The following is a 21,449-nucleotide window of genomic DNA, read 5'->3' as shown; positions in this document are numbered from 1 at the left end:
TTGTGATTGGATGCCATTACGTGTTTACGCCAACTTCAAGACCGTTCCTGCTGCTCAACGCGCTCGAGCTCCGGCTGTTCTTTAACCCATCGCCAGAAGAGCTTGTAACCGACCGCAAGCATCACGGGACCAATGAACAGGCCGATTACCCCGGCTGTCACCATGCCGCCAAGCGCTCCAATCAGCACGACCGGCATTGGCACTGCAACGCCGCGTCCAAGCAGTAAAGGCTTCAGCACGTTGTCGGCGAGTCCTGCCACCAGGATATAAACAGAGAAGATAATCGTCGATGCATTCGCCCCTTGCGTGAGTATCACGAAGACGATCACAGAGGCAGTGATCAGCGTGGCGGGCAACTGCATGACGCCGACCAGCAACACCGCGAGCGCGAGCAGACCCGCGCCGGGTATCCCCATGACGACGAACGCGACACCAATGAGCAGCATCTGGATGAACGCAATGCCGACCACGCCTTGGGCGACTGCGCGAACCGTGGTCGTGCACAGGCTGGTTATTTCCAACGCGTTTTCAGGACCTGAGATGCGCGACGCGATCAACACCGCGCTGCGATGGCCCTTCTCCCCGTGCGCCATGAAGATACCCGCGATGATCAACGCGAAGAAGAAGATCAGGAGGCCCGCGCCGAGGCCAGTGAGCGTACCGAGCACGGCAAGACCAGCGTCCTTGACTTGCGGCGCAAACCGTTGAGCGAGACCGGTCAGGTTAGTCGAGGCTTGCAACCACAATTCATGCACACGTGGGCCCACTAGCGGCCAACTCGCGACCGATTCGGCAGGCGGCGGGATCGCGAAGCTACCGCTTCTGAGTACTGCGATCATGTGGTCGATCGAATCGGCGATGGCCACGCCCAATAGATAGGTCGGTACCAGAATAACGCCAAACGCGACCAGGATAATCATCGTGGCGACCAGACCATCTCTTCTCGCAAAATGTCGTCGAAGCCTGAGTTGCAGCGGATAGAGAGTAATGGCGAGAATCAACGCCCAGACCATCAGGTTCAGAAACGGGACGAAGATCCGGAAACAGAAAACAGCGAGCACCGCCACGAGTCCGGCGCGGATCAATACGTCAAGCAGCTCTCTCGATAGGCTCCGGGAGCCGGTCGGCGAGATCAGCATCGGAATCTCCTCGCAGAGTGTCGCGACGATTCATCTAACGACAAGCCAGACCGACCAGTGACGGAGCATGAACGCGGACACGCACGCTACTTTGGTATGGCGGCAAGCCGCTTACTCGCTCGTGCCGCTGTGCGCGGCAGCAACCGCCGCGTCGCGCTTCTTGTTAGCGGCCGCCTTCTTCTGGTCATAGACCTTCTTTGCAGCCGCGACTTCCCGGTTGTACTCGCGATTGGCTGCTGCAACCTGTTGATGCATTTTCACTATCTCATCCGGATGGTCCGCGGCTGCGGCTGCGGGCGCCGCAGAATTATCTTGCGCCGACGCGAACACAGGCGGTAGTAGTGCGAGAGATACGGTCATCACTGTTGCAATCGCTTTTTTCATAACGGGCCCCCAATGTGATCTGCTGGTGAGTTTGTCAGTGACAGGCATGCAAGCTTCCAGCGTATATTCGTTGAAGCACGTTTTGTATTGGACTTTGGTCGTACGCGGCGTACTCTTCTCGCGCTTCGATGTTGGCATCACAACGGGCGCGAGATGTTCTAACAACGTATTGGGTAGGAGTAGCGACAGCCACGCGTATAACTCTCATGCTCTCCAATTTCTGGTCGGTCGCAACGCACCCTGATTAGTTCGGATATCTATCAAAATCATGGAAGAGCAACCATGTCCAGATGGAATCATTCGGCGCCGAACTACGTCGTGCCGGCCGCGTCGGCATAAACCGTCGCGGCCGCGTTTCATTAAGGCGCGCCTGCGTGAATCACTCCAGCTATATCGCGGCTCACTGCCCCAAGAGCGCGATCCGCGGCTGACACCAACGCGTCGTAACCGTGTCCGTCAATGGGTTGCCGAACCAGCGACTTACCTGCAACCGGCAGCGGTTTGCCAGGGGGAAACACGGCCCAGAGCGCTTCGATGGTTATGGCCTCGCCGGGCGTCGCGTCAAAGCGCATGACGTCCACGCGAACTCGCCACGTACCCGCCGCATCAACGCCCATATTGAAGACCGACACGTGATCCGATGCCAGCAGCGTGGCGAGATCACCTGCGATCGTACGTGCAATGTCCGCCTTCAACGGTTCACCCCATCGAGCGAACTCGTTGAGCACTACCTGGTTGTTGCCCATGCGCGTGACGATCTGTGGCCGATCGACCACATCGGGAACAGTGACTGGGTTTACCACGACATGAACCGGCATCGTGGAGGTCATCGGCGTGAGTGTCGTATCGACCGTCAGCGTATAGAAACTGGCGGTCGGCGAACTGCCGCAGGCACCCAGCAAGCCGCAAAAAAATACCCCGGCAACGACAGAAGAGATTCGCGTCACGGTTTGTTCTCCGGCTTGCCGCGTACCAGTGCCTCGGGATGCCGTTCGAGATAGTCGGCCAGCGTGCGGACTGCGGCGGCCGTCTGTGCCAACTGGTTCATGGCGTCGGACACCTTCTGCTGTAGCGCGGAGTCCGGCTGCAGCGCCCCATTGGCAGAAGTCATCACTCCATGCGCGGCATTCAGTGTGTTTTTCGCTTCTGGAACGACATCGGTGTCGAGGTGGGCAAGTAGCGAATTCGCGTTCTGAAGGGTCATCTGCGCGTTCTTGCCGATTGCTTCGAACGGTATCGTATTCAACTTGGCGACCAGACGCGTGACGGAGTCCTGAAGCGATTGAAGCGAGCCCGGAACAGTCGGATATTGGGGCGGATTTTTACTCCAGTCGATCTTCGCTTTCGGGGCGTCAGGGAAGAAGTCGACGGCAAGATAACGCTGGCCGGTCAGCAGGTTGCCCGTCCTCAATTGCAGGCGCAAGCCCCGTGCAACCAGATAATCCGCGAATTCGCGGGTGTCCTTGACGACTGGGCTGCCAGTCGGACCGCTTTCATAGCGGTTCGTAAACCGCTCGGGATAGTAGGCTACTTCCACCACGATACTTAGCTTCCTGCTCTCGCGGTCGAATCGGGTATAGATGCCACTCACCTCGCCAATCGTAATGCCGCGAAAATCGAGCGGCGCGCCGACAGTCAACCCGCGTACTGAATCGTCGAATTCGGCGACGAACCGGGTGACGATCCGGTCATGACGCTTCATGGCCTCACCGAAGTTCTCGAACAGCGTGAAGGTCGTCTGTGCGGCCGCTTGAGGTTGATCGAGCGAGTGCTCCGGCGTATCGAACGCCACCCCGCCAATGATGATCGACACGAGCGATTGCGCATTGAGCCGTACCCCGTTGCTGTCGAGAGCGACGTCCACCCCGCTGGCATGCCAGAAGCGCGTGTCGGGTCTGACGAACTTGTCGTAGGGCGCATTGATGAATACGTGCAACGTTACGCCCCTGCCGTCAGGATCGAGAGCATAGGAGGTGATCTGTCCGACCTGCAGCCGCCGATAAAAGATCGGTGTGCCGGCATCTAGTGAACCCATGTTCTGGCTTCGCAGCACAAACTCGCGACCGGGCACGTCGCTCGAAATCACAGGCGGAACTTCGAGACCGGTGAAGGTCTGGCGCGGCTTGGCGGAGCCGCCCGCGTCCATGCCGACGAACGACCCCGACAGCAGAGTGCCGAGTCCGGACACGGTGCCGCCCGAGATTCGTGGGCGCACGACCCAGAAACGCGTGTCGTCGACGAGCAGGTCCGATGCATCCTTCACCACCTCCGCAGTTGCAATCACGTGCTTGTGATCTCTCGAAAGGCTGACTCCCTTGATAACGCCGATATCGACTTCCCTGAACTTGATTTTTGTCTTGCCGGCTTCGAGTCCGTCGCCTGTGTTGAACATGATGGTGATCTGCGGCCCCTGATCGAGTACCGCCTTGACGGCTAGCCAACCGCCGATCAGCACGGCGATGATCGGCACCAGCCATACGACCTGGGGCCGCCAACGTGCGCGGGGCGCGACGATGGCTACAGGGACGTCAGGCGGCTCAGGCGTGTTTAGGTTGTCCGGCATGATCCGGCCCGTGCGCGTCCCAGATCAGACGCGAGTCGAACGACATGGCGGCGAACATGGTCAATACGACGACCGCGCCGAACGCGACCGCGGCCAGGCCCGCCTGGATAGTAGCCAGCGCCTTGAACTGCACCAGGGCCACCAGCATGGTGATGACATAAATATCGAGCATCGACCAGCGCCCGACCAGTTCAACCACTCTGTAGATGCGCGTACGTTGTTCGGGATTCCAGCGCGAGTGAACCTGAGTGGAGATAGACAGAAAGGCAATGGCGATAATTTTCAGCATCGGCACTGCGACGCTCGCGACGAACACCACGAGGGCGAGCAACCACGAGCCGGACGTCCAGAGATAAACGACACCGCTCATGATCGTGTCCTTCTCCGCGCCGAACAGCGAGCTGGTGTACATCACCGGCAACACGTTGGCGGGGATATACAGCACCATCGCCGCGAGCAGAAATGCCCACGTGCGCGCCAGGCTGTCCGGCTTGCGAAAATGCACCGACGCGCCGCAGCGCGAACAGCACAGACCCTGTGCGTGGGCGGGTGCCTTCACCAGTAAGCCGCAGTCATGACACTGCATCAGACCGCACTGCGCGGCGCTCAGCCAGCCGCACGGTAGAGACAGCGAGCCACCCGTCTGCCCGCCAGGGTTCTGAAGTGCAGTGATTCTCGCCCACAGGTCACGCGAATCGAACGCGGCGCTCGCAGCGGCGAGGACCAGCATCAATATGCCAAACGACCACAGTCCAACGTCTACAACGACGCTCGCGATGTGGGCGAGTTTGACGAGCGCCACCAGCAAACCGATGATCAGCACTTCGGTCATGCCCCATGGCTGAGCAAGGCGAGCCAGCCGGAAGACCGTGGCTGCCCCCCACGGCACGCGGTTGAAGCGCAACGGTATGAGCATCCATAGCATCGAGGCGACTTGCACAGCAGGAATGGCAACAGTGGTCAAAAAGACCAGCAGCGCGATCGGCCACATCCCGTCGATGTACAGAACATCCACTGCGCCGATCAGCGTCGTTTCGACCAACGTGCCGTTTACCGACAGTCCGACAATCGGATAGGAGTTGGCGATCGCGAGCAGCACCGCCGCCCCGAGCGACAGGGCCAATGCATTTCCGAGCGAATTTGCCCTGTTCCGGTAAAGCTCGCCATGACAACGCCGGCAACGCAACACGCCGCCGTCGGGAAGGTCTGCATCGACCTGAAGCAGGTCGCATTCATGGCATGCGAGGAGCCTCGCGTGCGTCATCGCGGCGCCTCGCCAGCCGGCACGCCAGCCATAGGCTGCGGGGCAGGCGGTTGAGTCATCTCCTCCGCCTTGACGACCCAGCCGCCGCCCATCGCCTTGTAAAGACGCACGAACGACGTCAATTCGGCGCCCTGGGTCTGTGTATAGCTCAGTTGCGCGTTGAACAGACTGCGCTCGGCGTCGAGCACCTCGATGTAACTCGTGTAGCCGCCTTCGTAGCGCAGCCGCGCAAGGTGCGAGTAGCTGGACAGCGCGGTAACCTGATCCTGCTGGATTCCCAATTGCTCGCGGGATTTCTGCAGCGCGATGAGCGCGTCCGCGACTTCCTGAAACGCAACCTGAATCGCCTTCTGATACGCAAACAGCGCTTCCTGTTGACGTGCCTCCGCCTGATGAACCTGCCCTTCGATGTTGCCGGCAGTGAAGATAGGCAACGATACGGCGCCAGCGAAAGACCATACGCGCGCCGGCCCGGTGAACAGGTTCGAGAATTGGGTGCTGACGGAACCGAACAGCCCCGTTAGCGAGATCGACGGAAAATACAGTGCACGCGCCGCGCCGATCAATGCATTTTGCGCCACCAGGTTCTGCTCGGCCTGGAGCACATCCGGTCGGCGTTCGAGCAGTTCGGACGGCAGACTGGACGGAATCGCGGGCGCGGTCAGCGCGTCCAGATCGTGTCCGCGCAAAATCGGCTCGGGATTGCGTCCGAGCAGCACGGCAAGCGCGTCTTCCTGCACTCCGATCTGGGTTTCCAACTCCGGAATAGTGGCTAATGCCGCCTGATACTCAGACTGGCTTTGCGCCAATTCCATCTGCGACACCTCGCCGCCCGCGAAACGCAGCGTGAATACCTTGACCGATTCGGCCCGGCTCTCCACCGTAGCCTTCGCGATGTCCAGCTGCCGGTCGAGGCTGCGCAGATTGATATACGACGAAGCAACCGACGCTACCAGCGAGAGAATCGTGCCGCGGCGACCCTCCTCGCTCGCGAGCAGATTCGCACGAGCGGCTTCGGTCTCGCGCCTCGTTTTGCCGAACAGGTCGATTTCCCAAGCCGCCGATACGCTCGCGTCGAACTGGTTGTAGACCGGGTTCACATTCGCCGGCAGCGGCACTCCGCCGCTCAGCGTTGCGCGCTGGCGTGACGCATTGAAGTTCGCCCCCACCTGCGGGAAAAGTCCTGAGCGGGTTGTCACGAACTGCCCGCGGAACTCTTCTACGCGCGCGGCGGCGATCTTGACGTCGAGGTTATCCGCGAGCGCGGCAGCGATCAGATCGTTGAGAACAGGGTCTCCAAACTGTTCCCACCAGGCCGTGTTCGCGGTGTCGGCCGTCTCCTGGATGCTGAAACGGAAGGTAGCGGGCACATCGACTTTGGGCCGCGCGTAGTCCGGTCCAAGCAGACAGCCAGTCAGCGACAGCGAGGCGAGTCCCGTCAGAAGCACAACGCCAACGCTCGCAAAGTGCGTGGTGCGCATGTCAGTCACCCTCGCGCTGTGCGGACGGCGTGACCTTCGGCGTGCCCGGACCGCCCGCTACAGGCGCCGAACCTCCCGGGGTGCTTGGGTCTGCTCCCGGCTTCTCCTTGGGCCCGCTTTTACGCGACGACCAGGTTTCGAGCAGGTAATAGAACATCGGAATGAAAAATACCGCGATGACTGTCGCGCCCAGCATCCCGCCGATCACACCGGTGCCGATCGAATGCCGGCTGTTTGCCGACGCGCCCACTGCGATAGCAAGCGGCACACAGCCGAGAATAAAGGCAAGCGACGTCATCACGATCGGACGCAACCGCTCTTCGGACGCTCGCAAGGTAGCATCGAGCACCGACGCGCCTCCTTCCCGGTTGATCACCGCGAACTCGAAGATCAGAATCGCATTCTTCGCCGCGAGCGCGACCAGCATCGTGAGGCCGATCTGGAAATAGATATCGTTTTCGAGGCCTCGCATCAGGATAGCGAGGAGCGCGCCGAACAGCGCGAACGGCACGGCCATCAGCACGCCGACCGGCAACGACCATTTCTCGTACTGGCCGGCGAGGATCAGGAACACCATCACGAGCCCGAAGATGAAAACGATGCCCGACGTTCCCCCGGATTTACGCGCCTCATAAGCCTCACCGCTCCAGGCGACGCCGTAGCCGGCCGGCATTTCGGTGGCAACCTGTTCGAGTGCAGCGATCACCTGGCCCGAACTGAAATCCGGCGCGGCATTCGCCGTCACGAGCACGGCCGGGAAGTTGTTGAAGCGCGTGAGCAGATCGGGACCCGTGACATACCGGTAGGTCGCGACCGCTCTTAGCGGCACCATCGTACCGGTCTTGCTGCGAACAAATATCTGGTCGAGGTCCTGTGGTCTGAGCCGATAAACCGGATCGGCTTGCAGGATGACTTGCCATAGCCGGCTCGACCGGTTGAACTGGGACACGTAAAGGGAACCAAACATCGTCTGCATCGAGCTATATACGTCTTCGATCGGCACGCCGAGTGTCTGGGCTCTTTCCCTGTCCACCTCGACCAGCAACTGTTGTGACGACGCATTGAAGGTCGTCGTGACGCGTGCAAGCTCAGGCCGTTTTCTGGCCCGCTCGATAAACTGCTGCACGACCCCGGCAAGCTGCGCGATCGACGCGTCGCCCTTGCTCTGAATCCATACTTCGGTGCCGCCGGTCGTGCCGAGCCCCGGAATAGACGGTGGATTAACCGGAATCACGACGCCCGCCGTTATCTTCGACAAGGTCTGATACGCATCGACCAGCACGGCCCTCGCATTCTGGGTTTCGCGATTGGCGTGCGTGTAGCGCTCGTCGAAACCTTTCAGGCCGATGAAAAAGGTACTCGCATTGTTTTTGTTCTGCACGTCGAGCAGACTGTATCCATCGACCGTCGTGATACTGCCGACCGCGTCCTGTTTCATGAAGTATTCAGTCACCCGGTCAGACACCGCCCCGGTCCGATCCAGGCTCGCCGCATCCGGCATCTGGATTGCGCCGAGAAGATAGCCTTGATCTTCCGGCGGAAGAAATGCGCTCGGAACGGATTTGACCATCACGACGGTCAGCGCGATCATCGCGCCAAACACCAGCAACGCGAGAACGAAGCGCTTGATGACGAACTGAATCGCGCGGGAGTAGCTTGCGGTCATCCGTGCGAACGCGTTGTCGAACCAGCGGAAAAAGCCTTTCTTTTCCTTGTGAGTACTTTTGAGCAATAGCGCGGCGAGTGCGGGCGACAGGGTCAGCGCGACGATGCCCGAGATCACCACCGAAATCGCAATCGTAATCGCGAACTGCTTGTACAACTGGCCAGTAATGCCACTCACGAACGCCACCGGCACGAACACCGCGCACAGCACAAGCACGATCGCGATCACCGGACCCGCCACTTCGTCCATCGCGAGCTTGGCCGCGTCTTTCGGATTGAGCTTGTGAACGGTCATGTTGCGTTCGACGTTCTCGATCACCACGATCGCGTCGTCGACCACGATACCGATGGCAAGCACCATCCCGAAGAGGGTCAGCATGTTGATCGAAAATCCGAGCAAGGCCATTCCCATGCAGGTGCCGACAATCGAAATCGGCACTGCCAGCACTGGAATCAACGTCGCCCTGAGGCTTTGCAGGAAAACGAACACCACGATCACCACCAGCACCAGTGCTTCGAAAAACGTGTGGATCACATCGGAAATGGACGCGCGCGTGAATTCCGTGGTGTCCATTGCAATGTCGTACTGGATGCCCTCGGGAAACGACTGCTTGAGTTGGGCAAGCGTGGCGCGGACCTGCTTCGACACATCGAGCGCATTCGCGCCCGGTTGCTGATAGACGGCGATGATCGTGGCCGGTTTGCCCTGAAAGCGACTGCGAATGGAGTAGTCCTTCTGTCCCAGTTCGGCATGTCCGACGTCCTTCAGCCGCACGATAGCCGAGCCTTCGCTAGCGGCACGCAGGATAATGTTCTCGAACTCCGCCGGTTCGGCGAGGCGACCCGTGGTCGTGACCGCAAACGACTGTTCAACCGGAGTGCCGGTCGGCGACTGTCCAATGCGCCCTACAGCGAATTGCTGGTTCTGGGCCTGGACAGCGTTCTGCACGTCGGTCGCGGTGATGCCCAGTTGCGCCATACGATCGGGCTTGAGCCAGACACGCATCGCATAGTCCGGAGTGCCGAAGATGCTCGACTGGTTCGCGCCCGGAATCCGCTTGAGCGCATCGAGCACGTAGATGTTCGCGAAGTTCGCAATGTACGTGCTGGTGAAGCGCTGGTCCGGCGAGTAGATCGCGATGACCATCATGAACGCCGACGACTTCTTCTGCACCTGTACACCCTGCGCCTGAACTGATTGCGGCAGCTGCGGCAACGCGAGGTTCACGCGATTCTGCACGTCGACCTGCGCGAGCTGCGGGTTGGTGCCGATTTCAAAGAAGGCGTTGATCGTCAGATTTCCCGTCGAAGAACTCGACGAGTTCATGTAGATCATGTTGTCGGCGCCGTTCACCTGCTGTTCGATTGGCGCGGCCACGTTATTCGCGACGACGTCTGCACTCGCCCCAGGATAGGTCGCGGAGATCGTGATCTGCGGCGGCGTGATGTCCGGATATTGGGCGACGGGCAGCGCGAACATCGTCAACGCACCGCCGAGCGTAATCACAATCGAGATTACAGACGCAAAAATCGGCCGGTCGATGCAGTAGTGGGAAATGCTCATCGTCGCCGTCCTTTACTGGGACGCGCTGGTGCCGGAGACCGGCTCCGTCGCGGCTGTTTTGGGTCCACTAGCCTGGCCGCCTGGTTCCTGCTGTCCGCTGTCCGCAACGGGCGGCCGGTCAACGATCTTGAGCGGCGCCCCGGCCGTTACGCGGATTGCACCGTCAACTACGACACGCTCACCGGGCTTCAGTCCGTCGGTGATGAACCAGTCGTCGCCTTGCCATTCCCCGACTTCCACCACGCGCTGACGGCCTTTAGATTCGGCGTCCACCACCCAGAGAAAATGGCTTTTCGAGCCCTGCAAAACTGCCCGCTGAGGAACCAGGATTGCATTCGGCCGGATCGCTCCGGCCACGCGCGCCCGCACGAACTGCCCAGGTCGCAGCACAGCTTTCGGATTGTCGAAGACGGCCCGTACCAGGAACGTGCCCGTTTCAGTGCTGAATGCGGGATTGGCGAAATCGATCGAGCCATGTTCTGCATAAACAGAACCGTCGGCGAGAACGAGAGACACCGTGAAGTTGTTTTCGGGCGGAAAGCGCAGATGTCCTGTCGCAATCTGGTCGCGGTACCTCAGCATTTCATTCTCGGACACACTGAAGTTCACCCAGATCGGATTGAGTTGATACACAGTGGTGAGCAACCCCGACTGAGTCGCCGTCACATAGCTGCCGTCCTGCTGTTTGGCGAAGCTCGACAGCCCCGTTAGCGGCGATTTGATCGTCGTGTAGCTGAGGTTCAGCAGAGCCGTATCCACTTCGCCTTTGGCCGCAATAACGGCTGCGGCGGCTTGTGCCTCGCCGCCAACGGCATCGTCGAGATCCTTCTTGCTCAATGCGTTCTGCGCAACCAGCGGTTGCACGCGGGCCAGGTTGGCTTTCGCGACCTGGTACCTCGCCTGCTGCTGCGACAACTGGCCTTTGGCCGTTTGCAGCGCGGCCTCGAATGGCTTCCGGTCCATCAGAAACATCGTCTCCCCGGACTTCACCAACGACCCTTCCACATAGGTGCGACGATCGAGAAAGCCGTCTACGCGAGCGCGGATCTGCACTTCGCGTGAGCTCTCGGTCTGCGCGGTGAACTCGAACACGACCGGCGTATCGCGAGGCGTGATCGTCATCACCGTGACCTCGGGCGCACTTGCCGCCGGCAATGCCTCCTTCTTGCCGCATCCGGCGACGAATGCAAGCAACGCGAGCAACGTAACCAGCAGTGTGAGCGTGGGGCGGACCGGCGCGACGCTTGCCTTACTAGTGGCGTCAACAGCGTGACTATGGAACGCAAGCAACCGTGTGCTTTGCGCAGCGAGACGGCGGGCATGCGTCGGGCGACCGGGCACGGTCACATGCGAGGCGGTGACGAGCGCGCGCGACAAGCGCAAAGCGCGGGCAACAGAGGCCATATTCATCGGGGCGATCCCACTGATTGCGTCCGGGCTTTTCATATCCGCGTTCTCCGGATGACGTCAGCGCGGCTGACGGCTGCACAGATTGCAGTGTGGTTATCCGACAATGTCCGGACAATCGGACTTTGGTCTCATACGATCCGTACGAAGACTGCACTGCTACGCTCAAGGCAGAGCGGCCTCAGGGCGCGGGCGGGAAACCCGTCGCCGCCTGAACGGCGCGGATGAGCGCGGCACCGTCGAACGGTTTGCGCAGATAGTCGATGGCGCCTGCGGCGAGCACTTGCGCGCGAACCGACGGGTCGTCGTGGGCGGTGATGATGATGACCGGCATCCCCGAACCGGACAGTTGGCGCTGCACTTCGACGCCGCCAACGCCGGGCATCAGGACATCGAGGATCACGCAGTCGGGCCGGTACGATGCATCGGTCGACAGCCTGTTCAGAAATGCCTCGCCGCTCGAGAACGCCTCCGCGTCGATGCCAGCAGATCTCAACAGGCGCTTGATCGCCCGTCCGACCGATTCTTCATCGTCGACAACCGCTGCGGTCGGAGTGAGATTGGCCATGTGGTACGTTCGGGCTCGTTAGGCGATGTCGCAACGCGATCATGCAGTCCGAGCCTAACGAATTCACTTGAGATATGAAATAGGACTTTGGTCTACCAAGACCAATCAGGTGTGCCGGATTACGACTGGTGGTTACGCGTCAGCGGCACTGCGCGCGATGTGTGAATGCCAGCAGCGCTGGCATACAGGACGTCTGAAATTTTGATTCGCACCAGTACCCGACGAGGCGCGACCTCATCTGCATGGCGCCTGCTCGAACGCAGTCAGCGATATGAGGCGGTCGTGTCCGTCGCGGTCGCGGATTCAGCTTTTTCGGCGAGGCGGACGAGTTCTGCAAGCGAGCCGGCTTTCATTTTTTCCATCACACGCGCACGGTGAATCTTGATGGTCTTTTCTGCTGCGCCCAACTCGCTCGCGACCTGCTTGTTCAGGTAACCGGCCACGACGAGCGTCATCACCTCGCGCTCGCGCGGCGTAAGCTGCTTGACCCGGCTCTGAATTTCCTGCAGTTCGCTGCGCCAACCGAATAGCCGTCGCGCGCGTTCGAGCGCGCGTTCGATTGCGTCGAGCAAGACGCTGTCGGTCACCGGTTTTGGCAGGAAGTCTGTCGCTCCTCCTTTCATTGCGTCGACGGCGGAACTCATATTGCCGTGCCCAGACATGAAAATGATCGGTAGCCACTCATGTAACTGATGCTGCAACGCTAATCCGCTGAGTCCCGGTAATTGCAGGTCGAGCAGCAGGCAGGCAGGACCGCCCTTCGGGTCGAAACGTTCGATAAATGTCTCCGCGCTCTCGAAGGTCTGCACGCAATAACCGGACAGCCGGATCAGTCGCGCCAGAGCAGATCTGACGTGTTCGTCATCGTCGACGACGAATACCATCGGAGTGACTTCAGTCATGGTGTTTGAACAGGTTGTCATATGTCAGCCTCCCCCGCGGATGGCAGCACGAGCCGGAACGTCGCGCCCCGCTCGCCATTGCTTTCCGCCCATAGCCGTCCGCCGTGCATCGAGATGATCGAGATACTGATCGACAGGCCGAGCCCGAGACCTTGCGGCTTCGAGGTAGGAAACGGCGAGAACATCTCGCCGAGTTGCTCCGCCTTCAGACCGGGGCCGCGGTCGCTCACGGAAATACTGACCCCTTCTCCTTGCGCTGCAGTATCGACTTTCACCGACACGACGCGGTGTTCCGCACAACACCCCTCTACCGCGTCGAACGCGTTTTGCAGCAGATTGATCATGACCTGCTGCAACTGAATGCTATCGCCCCGGACCAGCGGCACGCGCCTCCCGATATCGAGCGTCACGCTGACCCCGCGCACCACCGCATCGCGACGCATGAGGTGCATCGCTCCGCTGACCAGACTTCCAATATCGATCGACCGTGTCTCGGGTGCGGCCCGACGGACGAACTGCCGCAGCTTGCGAACGATCTCAGTGGCACGAAAACTATCCGCCACGATGTCCGCAAACGCCTCCCGCAAATCAGTTGAACCGCTTCTGGTCAGATGCAGGAATCGCTGTACCGCCTGTGCGTTACTCAGGATCGCGGTGAGCGGCTGATTGATTTCGTGAGCAAGAACGGCCGCCATTTCCGCCAGTTCGAAAACGCGCGCAAGATGCGCGTGCTGCGACTCGTCGCTGACCATCTCTGCGTGAGCTTGCACATCGTCGGCAGTGACGACCCATACGAATGCGCCAGCCGGTCTGTAGTGCGTACACTTCACGCTGACCGGCCGTTCGCTGCCGTCCTTACATCGTGCAACGGCTGTTCGTCGCGCGCTGGAAGCTGAAAAGTCTTCTGGTGCGCCGCTTGATGATGGATGTCCTCGCCGTGCCACCGCGTCGTTATCCATGCGAGGAAACAACTGCGCGAAAGAGAGGCCGCTCATTTCGTCCGCTGTATAGGAGAAAAGCGTTGCGGCAAGCTGGTTGGCCTGTACTACCTTATTAGCGTCATCGACCACGATCATCGCCGCAGGCATCATTTCCAGCAGTGGCTTCAGCGCTTCTCTTGCGCGATTAAGCCTCGTGTCTTCAGCGCGACCCGTCGGCCATGACAGATATCTGACCAGCGCACTCTTTAACTGCCCCATACGGTCGGAGCGCGCAGTGGATGGTCGTCTGTATGCCCGGGGGTGCAACTGCTTTCGAACGAAATTGTCCTGTCCGCTCCCCGCTTTGCGAGGTGCCACGTCAGGTATGTCGACCCGCGGCCTGTCATGCGCTCGATTTGCCGTAACCATCCTGGCAGGTCTGCCTGACGGCGTCGGGCTCTGTCTCCTTGCGCTGGCTCCCCATGAATGTTTAAGCCGCTCAAGGGCTGACGCAATCCCCGCCATCATCGTGCGGGGGTCGCGTGTGGGCATATTCATGACTGGACTCTCCGTATTGGCCCTACGGTATCGAGCAGCAACGTGCGCCTCTTCGCGGGAATGTGCTCGAACATGCCACGTTACCCGCTCAACAGATCGACAGATGAGCGAACTCTTCGGTCAATCAGCAAAATGAGATCTAGTAGGTTATTGGTCGGCTCACCTAATCGCACGAAAGCCGTATTTGTTTGGTACCTTTGAGTACCATAGACGGGAAGATAGCCGGATGAAAGGTAGCAACCTGTTTTTTTCAGAATTTTTTTCGAGCGAGCTTGAGCATCGGCAAAAATGGCGCAACGCGCGTTCGACTTGGCGTTCAATAGCCTGTTAATAACATCGTTGCAAGTCGACGATGGAATTGGGAAGTACCCTATGGACACATTTCAGCCTAAAGGCTCTTTGTGTCCGCTCGTCACCCGTAGGTGAAATGAGAACGGCGAAGACTACCGGGCTACGGCTTTCTCTGCTGCATCGCTTGCATTCCGCTTCAAGCTCACCTATGCAAGAAGCAATCGAGTTCGCTTATAGCGTACAGGCAGTGAGAATTCAAAACGTTTCCGGTTAGGAATCGCGTTACGCGCTCTACTTCGGCGCGATTATGCTAACTGCGACCAAATAGCATAATTCCGCGCACTGTCTAAAGCTGAGTCAGATAGCGATAAGTGCGTGAATGAGATGGTTCGCGATCGGAGTCAATCAGGCGACATTGCAGCATGAACGGGCTGAAGCATTCCTGACCAAGTTCGGATTCCTGACGTTCGACGACATCCAGACTCTATTTCCGAGCGAGTATGCGTCCCGCGCGTCGTGCCGACCTTTAACGACACGACGCCGGATGCGCTGCGTGGATCGCCGACATGTCCCGAAGCGATTGAACCATCGTCGTCCAGGTCACGCCGGAGCGCGACGACGTTAAGATCGAGCAAACGCCCGATACATTGCTATCACATGCTTCAGGGCCTAAAGGTTGAGCTTCGTCACCTTCGCACCGTTAACCGAAGCGTCGGCCATCAGTCCGACATTGGTGAGCACGAGGGCGACTACCTGCGAGGTTGCCGATGTCGTATCGATTGCGCCATTCGCACCTACCTTCACGACCGATACGCCAACATCACCCCCGGCCGACCAGCCAGACGAACTTTGAAATTTGGCGAGCGCGTCGCTTGTCATGAACATGAAAATGACAGCGGTGGATTGTGCCCCCGCCTGAAATCCAAATGACGCCGCCGCCGTGCTGTAATAGCCAGCCGTAGTGCCGCCCACACGCAATGCGCCTTCGCCATACTGGGCGCCCACAATGAACGCAGCCTTCTTCACGTCGGGAAACACCAGAATCCCTTGTGCCTTCGACGCAAGTTCCCGTGAGCCTTGCACCGTTGAGAACAGCCGGCTCAATGTACCGTTCACGCTCGCATCAATGGCCTGGCGCTTGGACGCGTCGGTCTCAGCGCTTTTGCCGCCGCCTGACGTCATGGTGCAACCGGCAACCGCCAGAGTGGAAGCAGCCATCGCAGCCGCAGTTCTTAACACGAAGTTCCGTCTGTTCATTGTTGGCCTCCGTTAGCGCTCCGGCCGAAGGACCGGTACGCGGGTAAACACATCGTTCTTAAATCGTTGAATCGTTGCGGCAGCAATCACATCACTCGGTCGGCCGCAGTCACATGACGCGGTCAGATGAGTACTCAGGTAGTAACGTTAAGGGCTCGTCCCGGCTTGACCATTTCTGTGATGTCATGGCGACGAGAGGAATGAGACTCTCGCCTTAAAGCTCGCCGCTATCTGCGGGCCAAGGTAGACTTCCGGCCACCGTTGCGTCACGCGGCCATGAAGCACTTCGCATCCAGCGGAATAACACGCACGCCGTCTTGCTCAGTGGCGGCATCCAATAACGCGTTCCGCCTGACTCCAATCTGCAGCGGCCTGCCGATTGTTGCGAGCCCGCGCTCCGCAAACCATCGTGCCGCCAACCGCGCCGATTGCAGCGCCGATTTCAGCGCCCTCGCCGGCTTGGCTAGACCGCAACGCTCAGGAACACACCGCTCAACGCGACGTCGCAAAAGCAGTGTTTCCTGTAAACATCCACAACAGCTCCAGGGTGTTCCCGACGACGCGTAAGCTCGCGTGGTGAGTACATGATTGCGCTGCGTATCTGTTGAGGACAATCGGACCAAGGTCGTATGCGATCACTGCGGCCGATGCCGCATTGCGAACATCGGTGAATGGGCATGCGCAGTGAGCATGCTCTTCTGTCTCGCGATTCTGTCTTTTGAGCCCGCCATGGGTTGTCGAAGTGCCCGGTTCCAAAGGCGTAATATAAAATCATACCCATCCATTTTCGCGAGTCGCCCATGCCGAGCAAGCACGCGCTATGCGTTAGTCTGACGCAGCGACTGGCGTCGTTCATAAAGGCAGAAATTGTCGTAGGCCGCTACAGCACCGCAAGCGAGGTCGTCCGTGCCGGACCGCGGCGGCTGCAGGAGCAGTCGATGCCGTCGCTGGGCAGTGATGCGGACGGTGCGCCCCTGAAGCGGCAGGTCCATCCCGACGGTGGCAAAGGCGCGGCAATGCGGGACAAACGATGACGCGACCCACCCATTTCCCGATTGTCGGCATAGGCGCGTCCGCTGGCGCCGTCGAAGCGCTTGAGGGCTTCTTCCGCGGCATGCCGCGAAACCCCGGCCTCGCGTGCGTGATCGTCACGCATCTGAGTCCCGATCGCGACAGCATGCTGCCGGAAATCGTCGCCCGTTTTACCGACATGCCGGTGCACGCCATTGCAGACGGCACATCCATCGAACCCAACAATGTGTACCTGTTGCCCACCGACGCCGTCGTGAGTGTCAAGGACCGCACACTCCACGTGCAGTCTCAGGACAAGCTCCGGCGCGAGCGCAAACCGATTGATGTTTTCTTCAGCACGCTCGCGGCCGACGTCGGCGAACTGTCAGCCGGCGTGATTCTCTCGGGCGCCGATTCCGACGGCACGCTAGGCATCAAGGCAATCAAGGAGCGCGGCGGGTTGACACTCGCGCAGGCCGGCGACGGCTTTGGCCCGCATCATCCGAACATGCCGAGAAGCGCGATTGCAACGGGCCTCGTCGATTTCGTGGTGCCCGCCGAGGCAATGGGCCAGAAGCTCGCGAGCTTCGCCGCGGGCGTCTTCATGCTCGACGGCTTTGCCGGGAAATCTGGAGCGCAAACCAATGCAAGCGAGTTCGACGAAGCGCGCACTGCAATCTACGCGATCCTGCGCAGTCAGGTCGGCCATGATTTCAGCGGTTACAAGGTGAACACGTTTGTGCGCCGCGTGCAGCGGCGCATGCAGGTCCTTGAAATCCACACGCCGGAGGCATACGTTGCGCGTCTGTCGAAAGAGCCGGAAGAAGTCGCCGCTCTGTTTCGAGACCTGCTGATCAACGTGACCAGTTTCTTTCGCGATGCGCAGGCGTTCGAAGCGCTCGCGGAGATCGTGATTCCCCAGTTGCTGGAGGGACGCGGCGCCGACGACACAATTCGCGTGTGGGTGCCCGGTTGCGCAACCGGTGAAGAAGTCTATTCGATTGCGATGCTGCTGCGCGAGCAGATGGATGGCCGCCAGCCGGCGCCGCGCGTACAGATTTTCGCCACCGACATCGACGACGGCGCGCTCGCCGTCGCACGCGCGGCACGCTACCCGCTAGCGATGCTCGACGGTGTATCCGACGAACGGCGGGAGCGCTTCTTCATTCAGGACGGCAGCAGCTATGTGCTCACGAAGGAAGTGCGCGACTTCTGCATCTTCTCGCCGCATAGTGTGATTCGCGATCCGCCTTTTTCGCGCATCGACCTCGTCTCCTGCCGCAACCTGCTGATTTACTTCGGTACCGAAATCCAGAATCAGGCGATCCCGACGTTTCACTATGCGCTGCGACCGGACGGGTATCTCTTCCTCGGTACATCGGAGAACGTCAGCCAGTTTGACGAACTGTTTCTGCCCGTCGAGAAGAAGCACCGCATCTTCCGGCGCAGAGCTGATGTTTCGCCGCAGATCCGTGTGCCGCTGTCAGTCTCTTCGTTGAAGATCGGGCAACCGGGAGGACTGACGCCAAGCCGCCCTGCGCTCGGCGGCGCAGCGCTGCGGCATGTGGTGGATAACCATATGCTGGAGCGCTTCACACCGCCGCATGTGCTCGTCACGCGCGACGGCGATGTCGTCTACTACTCGGGCCGCACCGGCAAATACCTGGAGGCCGCGCCCGGCGTGCCGACGCGTCAACTGTTTGCGCTCGCACGCAAGGGACTCGGCCTCGATCTGCGGTCGGTGTTTCGCGAAGCGGTCGAGTCGGGCCGCACGGTCACGCGCGAAGGCGTCGTCGTGGAGGGCGAAGACGGCCGTGTGCAGCTCATCAGCCTGACAGTGGAACCGCTAACTGGTCAGCCGCAGGACGAGCATATGTATCTCGTCATCTTCGAGGACGAAGGTCCGCTAGCGGCCCGCGAGGAAGCGCTTGCGCGCGCGCAGTCCATGCACGACGGCACCGCGGCGCAGATCGAAAAGGAGTTGCGCGAGACGCGCGAGCGTTTGCAGTCCATGATCGAAGAGTACGAGACGGCGCTGGAGGAACTGAAGTCCTCCAATGAGGAACTGGTCTCGGTCAACGAAGAACTGCAGTCGTCGAATGAAGAGCTGGAGGCGTCGAAGGAAGAACTCGTTTCGCTCAACGAGGAACTGCAAACCGTCAACATGGAATTGAGCGGAAAGATCGACGCGCTCGACCGCTCGAACAGCGACTTGCGAAACCTGTTCGAGAGCACTTCGGTGGCAACGGTGTTTCTCGACCGCAACCTGGTGATCCGTTCGTTCACGCCGGCAATGGACAGCATCTTCCATATCCGTGCTATCGACCGCGGCCGTCCCATCACGGAGCTCGTCAGCCACCTTGAGTTGCACGGTCTCGAGCACGATATCGAGACCGTCTTCAAAACGAACCAGCCGCGGGAGCGCCACGTCAGCGGCAGGGATGGGCTTGCGCATTTCCTGGTGCGCCTTGCGCCGTACCGCAACGGCGACAGGCAGATCGACGGTGTGGTGATTGCTTTCGTCGACGTCACGGACATGGTCCACGCCGAAGACAGGCAGAACGTGCTGATCGGCGAGTTGCAGCATCGCACGCGCAATCTGCTGGCGGTGATTCAATCTATTGCTGAACAGACGCTCACCGCCGATCAAAAGCTGGAAACGTTCACGAGCCGCCTCGCGGCGCTAGGACGCCTGCAGGGACTGGTCGGGGAAGCGGACGGCAATCTGATCAACCTGAGCGATATCGTGCGGCTCGAGTTCGATGCGCTCGGCGTTGCAAACGGCGAACGGGTCAAGATCAATGGCCCGGTCGTGCCGCTCGGATTCCGGAACATACAGATCATCGCGCTCGTCCTGCACGAGTTGGCGACCAATGCGCTCAAATATGGCGCGCTGAAGGAGGAGCAGGCACGACTCGACGTGCGCTGGCGCGTCGAGGCGGGCACCGCCGAGGCTGCATTGCTCGTATTCGAGTGGGTGGAAAGCGGGGTTCGCGCCAGACCGGATAGCAGCCGGACCGGCTTCGGCCGGCAACTGATCGAGAAGGCGCTGAAGTTCACGCTGCAGGCACGCACCGAACTCACGTTCAACGCAGACGGCATCTCGTGTCACATCGAGATACCGTTACCTGCAGCCGGTTCGGCGGGCGGCAATGCGTCGAATGCCACACCATCGCAGCAACTGCGAACGCGTTGAACGGTCAACGCATCATGGTGTTGGTCGACTGCCTCACGTAACCGACGACGCCAACGCAACCGCCTTCTGCAGGAAGTTTGCTGTCTTTGCGGGCGCGGCCTCGATGCGCGAGGCCAGCACGAGCCGGATCGAGATGGCGTTGCCGAGCACGTCGGTATAAGCGACGCCTTCGACCTGTATCTGACATACCGAAGCCGGCACCAGTGAGACGCCGAACTCGGCAGCGACCAGATTCACCACGGACGAAAGCTGCGGCGCCTGCTGTCCCGCGATCGGCTCGAAGCCGGCTTCCCTGCATGCTCCGACAATGACGTCATGCAGCGTGGGACTCGCTTCTCGCGGAAGCATCACGAACGGATCTTCTGCCAATGCGGACAGCGCGATCTTGCGTTTCTTCGCGAGACGATGCGTTGCCGGCAATACGACCCGCATCGGCTCGATTGCGATGTGATGGAACTGCACGCCCGCTGGCGACTGACTGCCGAGGCGCACGAAGGCGACGTCCACACGGCCGTCGCCGAGATAGGCGAGCAGTTGTGCGGTGTTGCCTTCGGCAAGCGTGAGAGTGACGTTCGGGTAGTCCTGCCGATAATCGCGAATCAGCTTGGATACGACAGGATTGAACGCTGCGGACCCCGTAAAGCCGATGTTGAGCTGCCCGATTTCGCCGCGACCCGCGCTCTGCGCTTTTTCGACCGCCAGCCGCGTGTCGTGCAGGATGCGCTTGGCGTCGGCGGCGAAGGCCTCGCCGGCCTCCGTCAGCACCACGCCGTGGCCGGTGCGGCGAAACAGCCGCACGCCCATTTCGTCTTCTAGCGCGTGGATCTGCTGGCTGAGCGGCGGCTGACCGATGCCGAGTCTTTCGGCCGCGCGAGTGACGTTGCGCTCTTCGGCGACAGCAAGAAAGTAGCGAATATGACGCAGTTCCATCTGATATCTGAAAAAACTATTTCAGTAAGACGCGATAGATATTGGACAGTATATCAGCGGTGCGACAAAATATCGCTATCGCGCGGTCCGTCCTAAATATCTTCCCGCAATACAACGCCGTTCGATCAAAGGATGAGGTGGGACGATTCGCGCCTATATCGGAGCGAGCGGCGGAGTGCGCCGTTGTGTTTATCTAAAGAGGCAAAGGGGGTCTACTGTGGCTGACACATTAAAAAAACCGAGGCCGGAATTCCGGAACATCGGTATCGGGCAGATATTGACGGCGTATCGCCTGCCGCTTGCAGGGCGCGTGTCGATTCTTCATCGCTTGAGCGGTGGTCTGCTGTTT

The 21,449-nt window shown here is 60.0% G+C and carries 15 protein-coding genes and 1 pseudogene; 3 read left to right on the top strand and 13 right to left on the bottom strand.

Annotated features, from left to right (window positions below; translation table 11 throughout):
• Nucleotides 1-35: 35 nt before the first annotated feature.
• The 12 genes from ACTJLB_RS16045 to ACTJLB_RS15990 all read right to left on the bottom strand — a co-directional run bounded on the left by ACTJLB_RS16045 (nt 36) and on the right by ACTJLB_RS15990 (nt 15,963).
• Nucleotides 36-1,139, bottom strand: a complete 1,104-nt coding sequence (locus ACTJLB_RS16045; protein WP_440783832.1) for an AI-2E family transporter — start codon at nt 1,137-1,139, stop codon at nt 36-38.
• 111 nt (nt 1,140-1,250) lie between these two features.
• On the bottom strand, nt 1,251-1,394 hold the full coding sequence (locus ACTJLB_RS16040; protein ID WP_440783831.1) for a hypothetical protein: 144 nt from the start codon (nt 1,392-1,394) through the stop codon (nt 1,251-1,253).
• Nucleotides 1,395-1,882: 488 nt separating this feature from the next.
• Nucleotides 1,883-2,470: a PqiC family protein gene (locus ACTJLB_RS16035; protein WP_020066908.1), complete on the bottom strand. Its 588-nt coding sequence runs from the start codon at nt 2,468-2,470 to the stop codon at nt 1,883-1,885.
• Complete coding sequence (locus ACTJLB_RS16030) at nt 2,467-4,086, bottom strand: PqiB family protein (protein ID WP_440783830.1); 1,620 nt, start codon at nt 4,084-4,086, stop codon at nt 2,467-2,469. Before ACTJLB_RS16030 ends, ACTJLB_RS16035 begins: the two co-directional genes overlap by 4 nt.
• The gene (locus tag ACTJLB_RS16025) at nt 4,061-5,350 is read right to left on the bottom strand and encodes a paraquat-inducible protein A (RefSeq protein ID WP_440783829.1); all 1,290 of its coding nucleotides are present in this window, start codon (nt 5,348-5,350) and stop codon (nt 4,061-4,063) included. The genes ACTJLB_RS16030 and ACTJLB_RS16025 overlap by 26 nt, the downstream gene beginning before the upstream one ends.
• A complete protein-coding gene (locus ACTJLB_RS16020; RefSeq protein ID WP_131320996.1) occupies nt 5,347-6,831 on the bottom strand; it encodes an efflux transporter outer membrane subunit in 1,485 nt (494 codons plus the stop codon). Before ACTJLB_RS16020 ends, ACTJLB_RS16025 begins: the two co-directional genes overlap by 4 nt.
• Nucleotide 6,832: 1 nt before the next feature.
• Nucleotides 6,833-10,060 (bottom strand): efflux RND transporter permease subunit, encoded by a 3,228-nt coding sequence (locus ACTJLB_RS16015; RefSeq protein WP_020066912.1) that lies wholly within the window; start codon nt 10,058-10,060, stop codon nt 6,833-6,835.
• A gap of 12 nt (nt 10,061-10,072) precedes the next feature.
• Nucleotides 10,073-11,506 carry an efflux RND transporter periplasmic adaptor subunit gene (locus ACTJLB_RS16010; RefSeq protein ID WP_440783828.1) on the bottom strand — a complete coding sequence of 478 codons (1,434 nt, stop codon included), beginning with the start codon at nt 11,504-11,506 and terminating at the stop codon, nt 10,073-10,075.
• A gap of 142 nt (nt 11,507-11,648) precedes the next feature.
• Nucleotides 11,649-12,035 carry a response regulator transcription factor gene (locus ACTJLB_RS16005; protein ID WP_087752077.1) on the bottom strand — a complete coding sequence of 129 codons (387 nt, stop codon included), beginning with the start codon at nt 12,033-12,035 and terminating at the stop codon, nt 11,649-11,651.
• A gap of 263 nt (nt 12,036-12,298) precedes the next feature.
• Nucleotides 12,299-12,937: a response regulator transcription factor gene (locus ACTJLB_RS16000; protein ID WP_440783827.1), complete on the bottom strand. Its 639-nt coding sequence runs from the start codon at nt 12,935-12,937 to the stop codon at nt 12,299-12,301.
• A 17-nt stretch (nt 12,938-12,954) separates the two neighbouring features.
• The gene (locus tag ACTJLB_RS15995; RefSeq protein WP_440783826.1) at nt 12,955-14,415 is read right to left on the bottom strand and encodes a sensor histidine kinase; all 1,461 of its coding nucleotides are present in this window, start codon (nt 14,413-14,415) and stop codon (nt 12,955-12,957) included.
• 960 nt (nt 14,416-15,375) lie between these two features.
• Complete coding sequence (locus ACTJLB_RS15990) at nt 15,376-15,963, bottom strand: BPSL1445 family SYLF domain-containing lipoprotein (RefSeq protein ID WP_027804453.1); 588 nt, start codon at nt 15,961-15,963, stop codon at nt 15,376-15,378.
• An 800-nt stretch (nt 15,964-16,763) separates the two neighbouring features.
• Between ACTJLB_RS15990 and ACTJLB_RS15985 the strand changes: the two genes are divergently transcribed.
• Both ACTJLB_RS15985 and ACTJLB_RS15980 read left to right on the top strand, forming a co-directional pair.
• On the top strand, nt 16,764-16,997 hold the full coding sequence (locus ACTJLB_RS15985) for a ribbon-helix-helix domain-containing protein (RefSeq protein ID WP_440783825.1): 234 nt from the start codon (nt 16,764-16,766) through the stop codon (nt 16,995-16,997).
• The gene (locus ACTJLB_RS15980) at nt 16,994-20,170 is read left to right on the top strand and encodes a CheR family methyltransferase (RefSeq protein WP_440783824.1); all 3,177 of its coding nucleotides are present in this window, start codon (nt 16,994-16,996) and stop codon (nt 20,168-20,170) included. The genes ACTJLB_RS15985 and ACTJLB_RS15980 overlap by 4 nt, the downstream gene beginning before the upstream one ends.
• A 33-nt stretch (nt 20,171-20,203) precedes the next feature.
• On the opposite strand, the gene ACTJLB_RS15975 is transcribed toward ACTJLB_RS15980, so the two are convergent.
• Nucleotides 20,204-21,100 (bottom strand): LysR family transcriptional regulator, encoded by an 897-nt coding sequence (locus ACTJLB_RS15975; RefSeq protein ID WP_087752083.1) that lies wholly within the window; start codon nt 21,098-21,100, stop codon nt 20,204-20,206.
• Between the two features lie 217 nt (nt 21,101-21,317).
• Here ACTJLB_RS15975 and ACTJLB_RS15970 point away from each other — a divergent pair.
• A pseudogene (locus tag ACTJLB_RS15970) lies at nt 21,318-21,449 on the top strand (succinate dehydrogenase, cytochrome b556 subunit); the annotation flags it as partial.

The sequence above is a fragment of the Paraburkholderia sp. 22098 genome (genome assembly GCF_052045935.1).
Lineage (GTDB): Bacteria > Pseudomonadota > Gammaproteobacteria > Burkholderiales > Burkholderiaceae > Paraburkholderia > Paraburkholderia caledonica.
Note: the sequence above shows the minus strand (reverse complement) of the source record. Positions and strands in the feature narration are given on the sequence as shown.

Excerpts from the sequence above, each read along its gene's own strand:
- ACTJLB_RS16045 (WP_440783832.1), bottom strand. The coding sequence starts at position 1,139 with ATGCTGATCTCGCCGACCGGCTCCCGGAGCCTATCGAGAGAGCTGCTT.
- ACTJLB_RS16040 (WP_440783831.1), bottom strand. The coding sequence starts at position 1,394 with ATGCATCAACAGGTTGCAGCAGCCAATCGCGAGTACAACCGGGAAGTC.
- ACTJLB_RS16030 (WP_440783830.1), bottom strand. The coding sequence starts at position 4,086 with ATGCCGGACAACCTAAACACGCCTGAGCCGCCTGACGTCCCTGTAGCC.
- ACTJLB_RS16025 (WP_440783829.1), bottom strand. The coding sequence starts at position 5,350 with ATGACGCACGCGAGGCTCCTCGCATGCCATGAATGCGACCTGCTTCAG.
- ACTJLB_RS16020 (WP_131320996.1), bottom strand. The coding sequence starts at position 6,831 with ATGCGCACCACGCACTTTGCGAGCGTTGGCGTTGTGCTTCTGACGGGA.
- ACTJLB_RS16015 (WP_020066912.1), bottom strand. The coding sequence starts at position 10,060 with ATGAGCATTTCCCACTACTGCATCGACCGGCCGATTTTTGCGTCTGTA.
- ACTJLB_RS16010 (WP_440783828.1), bottom strand. The coding sequence starts at position 11,506 with ATGAAAAGCCCGGACGCAATCAGTGGGATCGCCCCGATGAATATGGCC.
- ACTJLB_RS16005 (WP_087752077.1), bottom strand. The coding sequence starts at position 12,035 with ATGGCCAATCTCACTCCGACCGCAGCGGTTGTCGACGATGAAGAATCG.
- ACTJLB_RS16000 (WP_440783827.1), bottom strand. The coding sequence starts at position 12,937 with ATGACTGAAGTCACTCCGATGGTATTCGTCGTCGACGATGACGAACAC.
- ACTJLB_RS15995 (WP_440783826.1), bottom strand. The coding sequence starts at position 14,415 with ATGAATATGCCCACACGCGACCCCCGCACGATGATGGCGGGGATTGCG.
- ACTJLB_RS15990 (WP_027804453.1), bottom strand. The coding sequence starts at position 15,963 with ATGAACAGACGGAACTTCGTGTTAAGAACTGCGGCTGCGATGGCTGCT.
- ACTJLB_RS15985 (WP_440783825.1), top strand. The coding sequence starts at position 16,764 with ATGCCGAGCAAGCACGCGCTATGCGTTAGTCTGACGCAGCGACTGGCG.
- ACTJLB_RS15980 (WP_440783824.1), top strand. The coding sequence starts at position 16,994 with ATGACGCGACCCACCCATTTCCCGATTGTCGGCATAGGCGCGTCCGCT.
- ACTJLB_RS15975 (WP_087752083.1), bottom strand. The coding sequence starts at position 21,100 with ATGGAACTGCGTCATATTCGCTACTTTCTTGCTGTCGCCGAAGAGCGC.